Origin of the sequence: Veillonella sp. CHU732, from assembly GCF_003992085.1 — a bacterium.
Lineage (GTDB): Bacteria > Bacillota > Negativicutes > Veillonellales > Veillonellaceae > F0422.
In genome coordinates this window covers 15,827-29,036 of sequence record NZ_RQVC01000003.1, presented here as the reverse complement: position 1 = coordinate 29,036, position 13,210 = coordinate 15,827, and the positions used below count along the sequence as shown (strand labels likewise).

At 39.1% G+C, this 13,210-nt stretch carries 12 protein-coding genes; 1 reads left to right on the top strand and 11 read right to left on the bottom strand.

Translation table 11 applies throughout. The features are described 5' to 3' along the window. Positions 1 to 147 precede the first annotated feature (147 nt). From EO121_RS01900 to EO121_RS08610, 3 genes are all read right to left on the bottom strand, one after another. On the bottom strand, positions 148 to 768 hold the full coding sequence (locus EO121_RS01900) for a 3'-5' exonuclease (protein WP_126938812.1): 621 nt from the start codon (positions 766 to 768) through the stop codon (positions 148 to 150). 108 nt (positions 769 to 876) lie between these two features. Beyond that, positions 877 to 1,155, bottom strand: a complete 279-nt coding sequence (locus EO121_RS01895) for a glutaredoxin (protein WP_127068381.1) — start codon at positions 1,153 to 1,155, stop codon at positions 877 to 879. A gap of 86 nt (positions 1,156 to 1,241) precedes the next feature. Next, positions 1,242 to 1,397, bottom strand: coding sequence for a hypothetical protein (locus EO121_RS08610; RefSeq protein ID WP_164725826.1), 156 nt, complete (start codon positions 1,395 to 1,397; stop codon positions 1,242 to 1,244). 276 nt (positions 1,398 to 1,673) lie between these two features. On the opposite strand from EO121_RS08610, the gene EO121_RS01890 reads away from it, so the two are divergent. Beyond that, complete coding sequence (locus tag EO121_RS01890; RefSeq protein WP_127165616.1) at positions 1,674 to 2,252, top strand: TetR/AcrR family transcriptional regulator; 579 nt, start codon at positions 1,674 to 1,676, stop codon at positions 2,250 to 2,252. Between the two features lie 203 nt (positions 2,253 to 2,455). Here the strand turns inward: EO121_RS01890 and EO121_RS01885 are convergent, their stop codons facing one another. The 8 genes from EO121_RS01885 to EO121_RS01850 all read right to left on the bottom strand — a co-directional run bounded on the left by EO121_RS01885 (position 2,456) and on the right by EO121_RS01850 (position 12,962). Beyond that, on the bottom strand, positions 2,456 to 3,778 hold the full coding sequence (locus EO121_RS01885; RefSeq protein ID WP_127165614.1) for an MATE family efflux transporter: 1,323 nt from the start codon (positions 3,776 to 3,778) through the stop codon (positions 2,456 to 2,458). Positions 3,779 to 3,957: 179 nt separating this feature from the next. Next, complete coding sequence (locus EO121_RS01880) at positions 3,958 to 4,731, bottom strand: ABC transporter ATP-binding protein (RefSeq protein WP_127165612.1); 774 nt, start codon at positions 4,729 to 4,731, stop codon at positions 3,958 to 3,960. Continuing rightward, a complete protein-coding gene (locus EO121_RS01875) occupies positions 4,724 to 5,515 on the bottom strand; it encodes an ABC transporter ATP-binding protein (protein ID WP_009353461.1) in 792 nt (263 codons plus the stop codon). Before EO121_RS01875 ends, EO121_RS01880 begins: the two co-directional genes overlap by 8 nt. Before the next feature lie 106 nt (positions 5,516 to 5,621). Beyond that, a complete protein-coding gene (locus EO121_RS01870) occupies positions 5,622 to 7,205 on the bottom strand; it encodes an ABC transporter substrate-binding protein (RefSeq protein WP_206168534.1) in 1,584 nt (527 codons plus the stop codon). Positions 7,206 to 7,241: 36 nt separating this feature from the next. After that, positions 7,242 to 8,069 (bottom strand): nickel transporter permease, encoded by an 828-nt coding sequence (gene nikC, locus EO121_RS01865; protein ID WP_127161253.1) that lies wholly within the window; start codon positions 8,067 to 8,069, stop codon positions 7,242 to 7,244. Between the two features lies 1 nt (position 8,070). After that, positions 8,071 to 9,003, bottom strand: a complete 933-nt coding sequence (gene nikB, locus EO121_RS01860) for a nickel ABC transporter permease (protein ID WP_127061556.1) — start codon at positions 9,001 to 9,003, stop codon at positions 8,071 to 8,073. Between the two features lie 543 nt (positions 9,004 to 9,546). Continuing rightward, entirely contained in the window at positions 9,547 to 10,500 is a 954-nt protein-coding gene (locus EO121_RS01855) for a magnesium transporter CorA family protein (protein ID WP_009353462.1), read from the bottom strand. A 368-nt stretch (positions 10,501 to 10,868) separates the two neighbouring features. Beyond that, entirely contained in the window at positions 10,869 to 12,962 is a 2,094-nt protein-coding gene (locus tag EO121_RS01850; RefSeq protein WP_127165611.1) for a cation-translocating P-type ATPase, read from the bottom strand. Between the last annotated feature and the right edge of the window lie 248 nt (positions 12,963 to 13,210).

The window sequence follows — 13,210 nt, the reverse complement described above, 5'->3', positions numbered from 1 at the left end:
TAATGTAGTGTATCTGCTAGTATGAATAAATGTAATAACTATGTGGAGTACTCTTGTCTATGTATAGGTCTATTAAACACTGGTATCTATTAATAGCTACATAAAATCCACCTTACCTATAAAAAACTTAGTAAATACTATGGCTCACTAGAAGAAGGTATCTTGTGTGCCGCTTTGTTTGACTTCCATTTGGGCACGTCGTTCATCGGTGATGAAAGAGTCTGGTTTCATATTGATTAAGTGTAACAAGCCCCGCATGGAATCTACACCTTTTTCTTTCGCTGCTGCAATGGCTACTTTAGCACATACTTCAGAGTCGTCCAAAGCATTGTGATGGTTAAATTTGATACCTAAAAATCCACCCAATGTATTCAACTTATGGTTCACCAAATCAGGCCATACTTTTCGTGTTATGCGAACGGTGCAAGTATATTCTAAATCAGGCCATTCAATATTGTAGTGGTCCAAGGTGGCACGTAACACGTCGATGTCAAACTTCGCATTGTGTGCTACTAACAGTTTACCTTTTAAATGGTTATTATAAATCGCCGGCCACAACTGATCAAAGGTAGGCTTATTCAGAACCTCTTCCGGTTGGATACCATGGATACCAATGAACTCTTGGTTGAACTGCATCACTGGGGGCTTAATTAAGCTATAGCCACGTTTTGTGATCCGTCCATCTTCCACAGTCACCACCGCCAAGGAAATAGCACTATTCTTACTTTCATTAGCCGTTTCAAAATCTAAGGCCACAAAATTTAACATATATCCTCCTCACGCAAGACTTTAACATCTGCGATTACATCAAGAAAAAGCAGATGCATCATAGCATCTGCTTTTATTATATAGTATTTTTAATGAAAGTAAAATCGATTATTGAATCGCTTTCTCAAACACTGCTTTGATTAAAGATTTTGTTTGTTCGTAACTTTCACCAGGTTGTGCTTCATATTGTTTGTCCAAATCGAACCACAAATTTGGATAGTATTCGTATGGATGTGTTTTGAACAATTCTACAGCATCTTGATCTTCTACCCAGTTAATTTTGATATCTTTGAAGGCAGGGTTTTCTGCTTGCAATTCTTCGATTGCGCGGAATGCGTTAGCGCAATATGGACAATGGTGTAAATGGAAGCCTAAAATTTCTTTCATAGTATACTCCTTTCATCGAATCAATGTTTTATATCGAATTTATTCAATTATAAGATTAGTATACCACAAGAAAATTCATGTTACAACTATAAGCCGGCGTGGTATGTCAAAATCGCAGTCCAAGATGTATGAATCCAACTAGACACATCAACCGTTGTCTGTAGTGCAATGGCTAAAAACATGGCTCCTGTAATTACGGTTGCAGCAGTACTGCTCATAATCGCATCAATTCGTTCTAACATAAGAACACATCCTCTCTAATCTCTTACTTTATATAGCTGAAAGTCATCACTGCACCCAGTCTTTGTAGTAGATACTCTCAGTTAAAAATCTAAACCATCTTTCATACCAACAAAGATATGAAACACTTTGTCACTTATGATATACTATTAGTATAGTGGAATTAAAAGATTTGACAAGAATCACTTTTTCTATTTTGTTATTTACGAAACATATATAGAAAAGTATCCTATATTGAACAAATATCTCATTTTATTTGATTTATACAAGGAGGAATTATGGATAAACGACAAATGAAAACTAGAAAAGCCATTTTCGACGCCTTTGTAAGGATTTTAGAACATAAAAATTATAATGCTATCATCGTCCAAGACATTATCGATGAAGCCCTCATTGGCCGTAGTACATTTTACGCACACTTTGAAACAAAAGAGGATCTACTCGAGGCCCTATGCCAAGAATTATTCTCTCATATTATCGACACCGCATCAGACTTCTCTCATGCTCACGGCTTATATAAAAATAGTCACATCAAGGAAGCCATCTTCCTTCATATCTTGCAACATTTAGAGGACAATGACAACAATATTTTAGGTCTTCTTTCCTGTGAAAGTAACGAGCTCTTCCTTCGTCATTTCAAAAATAGTTTAAAAGAACTCATCCAAAGTCATTTCTTAAACAATCAAACTTGTCCTCACAATAATATTCCACATGATTTTATCTCTAATCATATTGCCGGTTCTTTTGTAGAAATGGTACTTTGGTGGTTAGAAAACAATCGCCAATACTCCATCGAAGATATGTCACGATACTTTTACCATATTACAGAACCATTGATTTTAGAACATCAACATTAATACCATAAATAAACGCAACAAGGCGCTACCTTAAGCAAATTCGCTCATCGGTAGCGCCTTTTTATAGTAATATCAACTGTATATGTTTTTAATTATCATTAAGATATTCTTTATGGCATATTGCTGTGCCGACTAGAATGTAAAACATCCATCTACTATTGATTACGCTATTTTGTAAAACAGCAATTTTCATTAGAAACATATTAGACCGCTAAGGAAAACCGTTTTTTTGCCAACGGCAAGAACAATACTAAAATAATAGATTCTAATAGGTACGTGATCACATAGGTCATCCATATGCCGTCATTACCGAATGGAGGGATCAGCAGTTCTTGCATGCCTACAAAGAAGACCACTGCAATGAACATCATATTCCGGATAGATGCAGTCTGACCGATGCCATTGTACATACCATATAGTAATAAACCTACTGCTGCACAGATAGGATAAAGCAATAGATAATGGGAATATTCCAAGGCCATCGTGTAAATTTCTGGTACTGAGGTCATAAGCATAATGGCATCATTACGGAATAATCCTAGCACGATTTCTACAATGACCACATATACCGCTAAGCATTGCAGGGAAATCTTCAACGTATCTTTCCAAAGCACCAAGTCACGTTTTCCAAATGCTTTTCCAGTAAATACGCTGACTCCGTTCGCCTGTCCATCTGTGAAGTATGCCATGATGAAGATCATCTCCAAAATCACCGCATTCGTCGCTAGTACATCACTACCCATAGCACTGCCTGCTTTGGCAAACAAATTGTTAATGGTCAACAAACAAAATGTACGAAGCATAAGGTCTGTGTTTACTTTCATAATGGATAGGAATGGTTTCACCCGTTTTAAGGTATTCCATATATGGGACGTTAGGTCTAACCGTTCACGAACTAAGTACATAGCACCTAGACCTACTAAGAACGCATAGATTTGGGAAATTAAAGATGCCCAAGCCACCCCTTTTACTCCAAAGTCAAAGCCAAATACGAAAAGGAAGGACAAAGCAATATTCAGCACGTTCATGGAGATTTGCATAATCATAGTCGCGCGAATCATCATTTGTCCCATAAGCCAACCTAACGTAACATAATTGACCAATACGAAAGGAGATCCCCAGATTAAAATATCTGTATAATCCGCCATCAAAGCAATCACCTCTGGGTCGGGATGCATAAAACTTGCATAGTAATCAAATATCCAAGGATAGCCGATGATAAAGGCTGCGCTGATGAATAAGGCAATGATAAGGGGTCGAAAGAAACTGAGTGATGTACTTTCCTTCGATTGTTCTCCCAAAGCCTGTGCGGAAAACACCGTAGTAGCCACCCGCAGAAATCCAAAGAGCCAATACATATTATTAAACAAGATAACTCCTAATGCTACGGCAGCAATGTACATAGCATTATCCATATGCCCCATAATCCCAGTATTCACCGCCCCTAAGAGAGGTTGGGTCACAGTAGAAATCATAAATGGAATTGTCACTTTTAAATAGTCTTTATAGGTTAATCGTTCTTCCATCTTACCCTCACAAAAAAGAGGAACACCTAGGTGTTCCTCTTGAAACATTTTCATACACCATTTGATACATTTATTGTATCAAAGGCTGTTCATATAACACAAATATATCTTATTCATACGATTTATGTTATATTACAAAACAATCTATTCATCTAATGAAAAATAATGTTAGCCATAGATTAGCGATCTAAATTATATACCGCACTTAACAATTGTTTTGTATACGGATGCTGAGCCTCTGCTAAGGCATCTCCACTGAGGCGTTCTACTACTTCCCCTTTATACATAACCACAACTTTGTGGCAGAATAAATGGACTAATGCCAAATCATGGCAAATAAATAGGTAAGTAATGCCTTTTTCTTTTTGTAACCGTACCAATAGCTCGATGATGGTATCTTGTACAGATACATCTAGAGCACTTGTGGCTTCATCGCAAACGATGATTTCTGGTTCTAATGCTAAGGCTCTAGCAATAGCCACACGTTGCCGTTGCCCGCCACTCATATTATTCGGATATCGGTCTGCAAAATCTTCTGGTAAATCTACCATTTTTAACAATTCTTTAGCTTTCGCATCTACATCTGCTTTGCTAATGAGATCAAAGTTACGCAATGGTTCACAAATGATGTCACGCACTTTCATCTTCGGATTGAAAGCGGCTGTTGGATCTTGGAATACCATTTGAATATGACGATAATTTTGGCGTTTTTCTTCACCTGTTAATTTCGTAATATCTTTACCTCGGAAAATAACAGAGCCAGATGTAGGCGCATGCATATTCATAATAGTCTTCACCAAGGTAGACTTACCGCACCCAGACTCACCTACAATGGCTAAGGTTTCTCCCCGTTCTACATCGATGGAGATTCCATTACAAGCACGCAAAGTAGAACCATCAGCTAAAGGGAATTCTTTCACAATATCTTGAATTTGCATAATAATATCAGACATAGCGTTTCCCTCCGATTTCTGGCACTGCATTGAGTAATTGTTTCGTATACTCCGCTTGTGGATTACGAATCACTTCCTCAGCTGTTCCATATTCCACGACAGCCCCTTGCTTCATAACCACAATTTTATCAGACATATGAGCCGCCACACCGATATTATGAGTTACAATAATCATCGATGTTTTATTCTCACGATTAATACGTAATAATTCTTCTACAATTTGTGCTTGCGTCGTTACATCTAGGGCCGATGTCGGTTCATCACCTAGCAATAGTTTAGGAGAGAATGTAATTGCCATGGCAATACCTACCCGTTGACGCATACCGCCACTGAGTTCAAAGGGATAAGACTTCATAATTGCTTCAGGATGTGGCAAATTGGTGAGCGCCAACATTTCGATAGCTTTTGCCTCTGCCTCTTGTTTAGACATAGTGCTATGTAATTGAATGAACTCTACAAATTGCTTCCCGATTGTTTGAATTGGATTCATCATATTGCCACTATCTTGGAAAATCATAGCAATATGATTGCCTCGCAAATCCAACCAATCCTTTGTGGAAAACCCTAATAAGTCTTGTCCATCAAAGGTGATGCTTCCTTCAGACACACGACCTGTATTTGGCAATACACCTAACAGTGCACGGATGACCGTAGTCTTACCACTGCCGGACTCCCCTACAATGGAAACAATCTCCCCTTCTGCTAGGTCTAGGTTAACTCCTGCAATCGTAGGATTCGGATTATTTCCATAGGTAACTGCTAAATTTTTAATACTAAGTAACATATATATCCCTTCTGTATATTTCTTACCAATGCTACTGAAAGCGACTGCTACATACAACAAGGGGAGGCAAACCTGCCTCCCAATTGTTGCGGACATCTGCAAAGGATTATTTTGCTGGTTTAATATCTTTAGTCAACCAGTAGTAGTCTGTTGGATACATCACTACATTTGTTAACCATTTGTTATTAACAAGATTTGTTTTAGGGTAACCTAAGAACAATGCTGCACCATCATTCAATAAGATTTGTTGTGCTTCGATAATTAAGCTTTGACGTTTAGATTTATCGAATTCAACAGCTAATTGATCCATGATTGCATCGAATTTAGGATTGCTGTAACCAGAACCATTTTGTGGGTTATCACCATTCAAGTTAGTTTTCCAGTACCATTTCAAGAAGATTTCTGGGTCACCAGTGTTCGCTGTTACGATGTTGGAGATCAATAAGTCATAGTCGCCATCAATACCCATTTTATCCATTAAGTTATAGTCAACAGTTTCGATGTTTACTTTAATACCGATTTTTTTCATGTCAGATTGAACAGCTTCTGCATAGATTGGAAGTTCTTGACGGCTGTTGTATACTACGAAGCGCACTTCTAAGTTTTTACCGTCTTTATCTACGTAACCGTCTCCATCAGTATCTTTCCAGCCAGCTTCTGCCAACAATTGTTTGGAACGATCAGGATTGTATGCATTAGGGTCTTTCAAACCATCGAAACCATAATCCAAGCTTGGTGGAATTGGCGCTTTACCAGGAATGAAAGTACCTTTTAACAATACTTCGTTGTAGGATTTACGATCCGTACCGCTGATGAAGGCAGCACGAACTTTTTCGTCACCTAATACGCCTTTTTGGTTAATACGAGCTAATACAGTACGCAAGGAAGCAATTTCATCTACTTTGAATTTGCTGTCATTACGCATAGTTTCAAGGTCACCCGCACCGATATTAACTGCGAAGTCTACGTCACCATTTTGTAATGCCAACGCACGAGTTGTAGGATCATCTATAGATGGAATTTCTACAGTTTTGAATGGAACTTCCCCATCCCAGTAATTTTCGTTAGCTTCTACAACTGCTTTTTCTTTAGTGAAAGATTTCACTTTGTACGGACCAGTACCGATAGGACCTTCTTTAGCGAAGTCACGGCCAGCTTTTTCAGCAGACACATCTACAATGATGAATAATGGGTCAGCCAAGAAACCAGGTACATTTGGATACGGTTTATCAGTAGTAATGATCAAATTTTGACCTTCTGCTTTGATATCTGTGTATTTGAAGAATGTAGCGGCACGTTTATTTTTCTCGAAAGCACGCTCAATGGATTCTTTTACCGCTTCAGCAGTTACTTTATTACCATTAGAGAATTTCGCTTTATCGCTAATTTTGAAAGTCCAAGTCAATTTATCTGCAGATACAGACCAGCTTTCCGCCAACCAAGGTTGTGTGTTCATTTTTTCGTCGAATTTAGCTAATGTTTCGCCAATACCGTAACGCATAACTACCCAACCGAAGTAATTTTGTGTTGGCTCCAATGTATCTGCGAAGTTTGTAACACCAAATTTTACTACACTTTTGTCAGCTGGTGCCGCATTGTCGCTACCGCAACCTGCAATCACGCCTAATGCCGCTACTGCCATAACGCCAAATGTAGCATTACGAAGCCATTTTTTCCAACTTTGTTTCATGTTAAGTTCCTTTCTACAAAACTTACAACTAACATATTAATGTGAATCTGTACTACGTGGGTCTAAGATATCCCGTAGCGAATCGCCCCATAAATTGAAGATAGTAACCACAATGAAAATGGCCATCCCTGGATATAACATCAATTCTGGTGACGATAAAATATATTGACGGTTCTCATTGAGCATTAAGCCCCATTCTGGCGTCGGAGGCTGTGCCCCAAATCCCAAGAATGAAAGTCCCGCAATTTCCATCATCATAGACCCGATATCCATTGCCCCTGTAATGATAACCAAAGGCAATACATTCGGTAAAATGTGGCGCCATAAAATGGTTAATTGTTTCGTACCATTCACTCTAGCTGCCGCAATAAAGTCATTATGACGAAGTTTGATTACCGCAGATCGAATCAATCGTGCGTATTTCGCCCAGCTCACCACAACAAGAGCTAAGATCGCATTGATGGCACTACCACCCAAGATCCCGGCAATGGCAATGGCCAATACCACCCCTGGGAAGGATAGCATAATGTCCGTAAAGCGCATCAATACGAGTTCTACTTTACCTCCAAAGAAACCGGAGAAAATCCCTATCACTGTACCAACAGTGGCCGTTAAGATAACAAGGATGATAGTCATGGACAAGGAAGTTTGTGTACCGTAAATGATACGGGAGAACGTGTCACGCCCCAATTTATCAGTGCCCATCAGATGATCTGCAGAGGGCTTTAAGAAAGCTTTTGACATATCTGCATGAAAGGCATCATGTGGTGTGATATAGGGAGCAAATATAGCAATTCCTACTACAATAGCCACTAAGAGGGAGTAGAAAGAAAAGCGCTTGTGTTGCAAAATAAATTCTTTCATCTTATCCCCTCGCTTTCAATCGTGGATCCAAAATAGAGTAGGACAGGTCTACCAAGAAATTGATGGCTGTATAGATAAGGGCCACCCACAATACAAAGCCCTCAATGAGTGGATAATCGCGCATGGCAATGGCATAGACCGCCATTTTCCCCATCCCTGGCCAAGAGAATACGATTTCAATCACCGCAGCCCCTGCCAAGAGCCAACCAATACCTATACCCATAACCGTAATCAATGGTAATAAAGCATTTGGTAAGACATGTTTCCATAAAATTTGAGATTCACTCATGCCACGGGCACGAGCCCCCATCACATAGTCTTGATGCAACTCCTCAATAATCACAGTCCGTACTTGACGTGTGAATTTAGCTGCCATTACAAAAGATAATGTAATCGCTGGCAAAATTAAAGCTTTAAAGCTAATCGCAGACGTAGCAATCGGTACCCAATGTAATTTCAATCCGAAGATGTACAGTAAAAGCATACCTAACCAGAAGCTTGGCATTGACACATTCACAAAAGAAAAGAATCGAATGATAAAGTCTGGCAGTTTATTCGCTTTTACCGCCGAATAAATCCCCATGGGTATAGAAATAAGAACATTTAGCGTAAAGGCAGACACTGCTAATAAGGCTGTTCCGCCCAAGCCTTCTAATAATTTGTCGGTCACTGGTTTTTTCCCTGAATAGGAGGTTCCTAAATCACCTTGTACGGCACCTGCTACCCAGCGCACATACTGTTCCATGAATGGACGATCTAAGCCCATTTCTTTTCGTGTAGCATCAATCATTTCCTGTGACACAATGGTGTCCCCTGCTTCCAATACCATCAAAGCTGGATCACCAGGAGCAATGTAGGTCAAGCAAAATGTCAAAAATGTAACCCCAATTAATGTGACTAGCAATTGTGACACCTTACTTAATATGGTTTTCAATCATCCACATCCTTTCCTTAATGTTAGTGAGCATACATTGATGTAATTAATACATACCAAAAAAAGAAAAACCACCCTTTGGGTGGATCTACATTAAGTTAGCAAGGGCTATAGTTTAGACAACCTTGCTCCATCTTGCCCATAACCCTATACAACTTTTAGCAATATCTTCCCCAAAATATTCTTCCCTTATTTAAGGCATTCATAGTCAATATCTACGCCCAACTATATTCATAGATATTACATAAATATGTTAATTTCTTTTATCAAAATTGTCAAATGACTAATGTGAATATTGCAAGACATGGAATGCATGCTTGTTTGAAAGTGTACATTTCTAGGTATTTATCTGTGATTTATATCATTTTAAATCATTGCGTTTACACAAATTGAAAAATATCTATATAGTAATTTTATTCATTTTGTATAATATTCATGACTTTTAAAGATAGATATAAGAAACTTTCATAATTAACCTGAATCGTGACATAAGAAAACACACCCCAGGGAGCCCCCTTAGGTGTGTTCCATTTTACTATGCAATTAAAAGAAATCGTTTTTCCAAAGCCAATAGCCTGCCAGGGCTGCAAAGCTTATACCAATACCAATCACATACTCAAAGCCATATTCCATATCAGCAAATGGCACCGGTACATTGATACCCCACAAGCTAAAGATGGCCGTTGGTACAGCTAACATAATTGTCATGGCTGCCAATAATTTCATAACTAAGTTTAAATTGTTAGAAATAATGGATGTAAAGGCATTCATCATATTCATCAAAATATTAGAATACATTTCAACCATTTCCACAGCCTGCTTGTTCTCAATGATCACATCTTCTAATAGATCCTCATCTTCTTCATAGATTTTTAATAAGTATCGTACATCATCATGGCGGCGAATGCGTAAAATCCGTTCCATTACCGTACCATTACCACGCAGTGCGGAGGTAAAATAGGTCATGGATTTTTGTAATTCCAATAATTGAAACAAATCTTTATTCCGTGTCGTATGTCGTAATGTTTTTTCAATGTCATCCGTACGGCGGTCAATTTGTTGTAAATATCGCAAATATAGTACCGCTGTGCGATACATGATTTGGAACAGAAATCTTGTCTTTTTAAAAGTATAGAAGGTTGGCATTTGATTGCTCAAGAACGGATAGAGCACTTCTGCTTCTTCTAAACAGATGGTAATAAAGAAATCTTCCGTCACAAAGACACCTAGTGGAACTGCATCATATACATCAGAACCACGCAGTACTGGAATGTTAATAACGACGAAAATGTATTCATCTTCAATTTCTACGTGAGACCGTTCTTCCGTATCCAAAGCTGCTTTCAGTACGTCCGTTGGAATCTGTGTCATCATATTGACGATAGCCAACTCATCGGGGTCTGGGTTCACCAAATTTATCCATGAACCTTTTGTAGCATCTTGTACAGTGGAATCTGTAAATAATTCCCCCTCTACGTGTTTGTGTACCGTTAACATGTGACACCTCCTTAACGTCTTAATAACCCTACCCTTTATCTTAATCAATCGAGGCCGATTCGTCAATTTTTTTATGATTTCTTCTGAAAGTTTATAATAGCCTTTCACCATTTCCACTCAATCAATATTTAGACATAACTAAGTTGGTGGGTTATAGAGCAAAATGAGTTGGTAGGCTAGTTCGTGCTTTAAAAAATATCCTTCAAGACATCTATGCACAACAAAAAGGACCTGGCCTAATGACCAAGTCCTTTTTGCTGTATAGTTATTATGTAGTGATATATGCCTTGCATGACTGCAAGGAGGGGAAGATATCACAATCCCTCCTGCCACATAGTAGGGCGTACATTCTAGCAGGAGGGCTTATATTATTTACTATAGAAAATACGGATAGAGTTCAAGATACACAAAATGGATACCCCTGTATCTGCAAAGATCGCTACCCACATGTTTGCAAAACCAAATACACCAGCTACCATGACAATAATTTTCACAGCAATAGCGAAGAAAATATTTTGCCAAGCAATAGACAAAGTACGATCCGCAATACTTAAGGAACGCCATACAGAATCTAGGTTAGAGTTCATGTACACCACGTCTGCCGCTTCGATGGCAGAATCTGCACCACTACCCATAGCACCGCCTACGTCAGCACCTGTCAATACAGGCGCATCGTTGATGCCATCACCTACGAACATAACAGAACCATGATCATTACGTAGAGACTGTACCACTTCTAATTTATCTTGTGGTAATAACTCAGCACGTACTCCTTGGATACCTACTTGTTGAGCAATGTATTTCGCACTAGCTGCCACATCACCTGTAAGCATCACTGTTTGATATCCTTTGCCGTTCATGCGACGAATGGCTTCCTTAGAATCCTCTTTCACAGCATCGGCAATGACGATACGACCTACATATTGACCATCAATAGCTACGAATACTTCACTACCATATACATGTTCAATGGTTGGTACCGTTACATGTTCTGTTTCTAATAAACGACCATTACCAACCAATACGGTATGGCCTTCTACGGTGCCTACCATGCCGTGACCAGAGATTTCTTTTACATCCTTGGCCGCAGTAAACTCTACCCCTCTACGTTGTACTTCTTCTACGATAGACATCGCAATTGGGTGTGTAGATACGGCTTCTAAGGCTGCTGCATATTGCAATACTTCGTTTTCTGTATACTTACCATCCACTTCGACTGTTTGTACGTTGAAAGTACCAGTTGTAATAGTACCAGTTTTATCGAAGGCAATCGCTTTCACACGGCTCATCGCCTCGATGGCTTTACCACCTTTGAACAAGATACCTTGTCGAGAACCAGCACCGATACCGGAGAAGAATGCCAATGGCACAGACAATACTAAAGCGCATGGGCAGGATACAACTAGAAATGTTAAGGCTGTATAAATCCAATATTGCCATTCCCCTGTGAACAATGGTGGTACTACAGCTACGATAATAGCCAATGCTACTACGATTGGAGTATATACACGAGAGAATCGAGTAATGAATCGATCGATTTTTGGTTTCGATGCCGCCGCATTTTCCACTGCATCTAGAATACGCATAACCATGGAATCTTTTAATTCGTGAGTGACTTCTAAGACAATGCGACCATCCACGTTGATACAGCCAGACATCACTTCAGTGCCTACCGTAGCACTCACAGGAACTGGTTCACCAGTTACCGCTGCTGTGTCGATACGTGTAGTCCCTTCTACAACACGACCATCCAATGGAATACGATCACCAGGACGAATTTCGATATGAGATCCGACTTGTACATCTTCTGGGTTCACCACCTGCACGCTGCCATCACAAGCGATTAAACGCACTTCTTCTGGGCGAAGATCCACTGCATCCATAACCGCATTACGACTGCGCTCTGTAGCACGTTCCTCAAAATAAATGCCCACTTGGAAGAACAACATAACCCCAACTGCCTCTGCATATTCACCAATGATTAACGCACCAATAGTAGCAATGGACATCAAGAAATTTTCATCGAACAGTTTACCTTTCATACCATTCTTAATTGCTGCCCATACAATGCGCCATCCTAGTATAACAAAAGTCGCCACCATCAATGGAATCATATATTGCTCAGACACCCAATTGGTAAACTCTGCTACTACCATCACGATAGCGCCTATAATAATCCCCACTAAACTAGAATTATGCTCATGGTCATCCTCTGCTTGTTGTGCTTTTTTAGATGCACGCACAAATGGTACCACTACTACACCATCTTCCGTAGCATCACATACCGCTTGGATTTGTTCTTGCAAAGCCTCCGTGTCTTCTACGGTAGACGTAATCCGCAATTGTTTCGTACCAATTGTGAAAGTCGCTGCCGACACAGATTCTAGTTGATTTAATTTTTCTTCAATGACACTAGCGCAATTTGCACAGTTCAAGTTTTGCAATGTAAAAATGCGTTCCATAGTAACTCCTTTTTATTGATATATTACATATATTTTATGATTGAGTATTCATTCATATATTCATTATATCTACAAAATTCTATTTTGTCAACATATGATTGCATATTCATTTATTTTTTTTATCCCTAGTTTTATCTCATTTCGATAATAAAAAAGCACCCTAGTACTTAGAGCGCTGTATGCGGATTCGAACCGCATCTTTATAACAATATGTTATCGTCGTGCCAGTAGACCAACAACGATTTTTT

Coding starts and splice junctions, on each gene's coding strand:
- EO121_RS01900 (WP_126938812.1), bottom strand. CDS start 768: ATGTTAAATTTTGTGGCCTTAGATTTTGAAACGGCTAATGAAAGTAAG.
- EO121_RS01850 (WP_127165611.1), bottom strand. CDS start 12,962: ATGGAACGCATTTTTACATTGCAAAACTTGAACTGTGCAAATTGCGCT.
- EO121_RS01890 (WP_127165616.1), top strand. CDS start 1,674: ATGGATAAACGACAAATGAAAACTAGAAAAGCCATTTTCGACGCCTTT.
- EO121_RS01855 (WP_009353462.1), bottom strand. CDS start 10,500: ATGTTAACGGTACACAAACACGTAGAGGGGGAATTATTTACAGATTCC.
- EO121_RS01870 (WP_206168534.1), bottom strand. CDS start 7,205: ATGAAACAAAGTTGGAAAAAATGGCTTCGTAATGCTACATTTGGCGTT.
- EO121_RS01895 (WP_127068381.1), bottom strand. CDS start 1,155: ATGAAAGAAATTTTAGGCTTCCATTTACACCATTGTCCATATTGCGCT.
- EO121_RS01880 (WP_127165612.1), bottom strand. CDS start 4,731: ATGTCTGATATTATTATGCAAATTCAAGATATTGTGAAAGAATTCCCT.
- EO121_RS08610 (WP_164725826.1), bottom strand. CDS start 1,397: ATGTTAGAACGAATTGATGCGATTATGAGCAGTACTGCTGCAACCGTA.
- EO121_RS01885 (WP_127165614.1), bottom strand. CDS start 3,778: ATGGAAGAACGATTAACCTATAAAGACTATTTAAAAGTGACAATTCCA.
- EO121_RS01875 (WP_009353461.1), bottom strand. CDS start 5,515: ATGTTACTTAGTATTAAAAATTTAGCAGTTACCTATGGAAATAATCCG.
- nikC (WP_127161253.1), bottom strand. CDS start 8,069: ATGAAAGAATTTATTTTGCAACACAAGCGCTTTTCTTTCTACTCCCTC.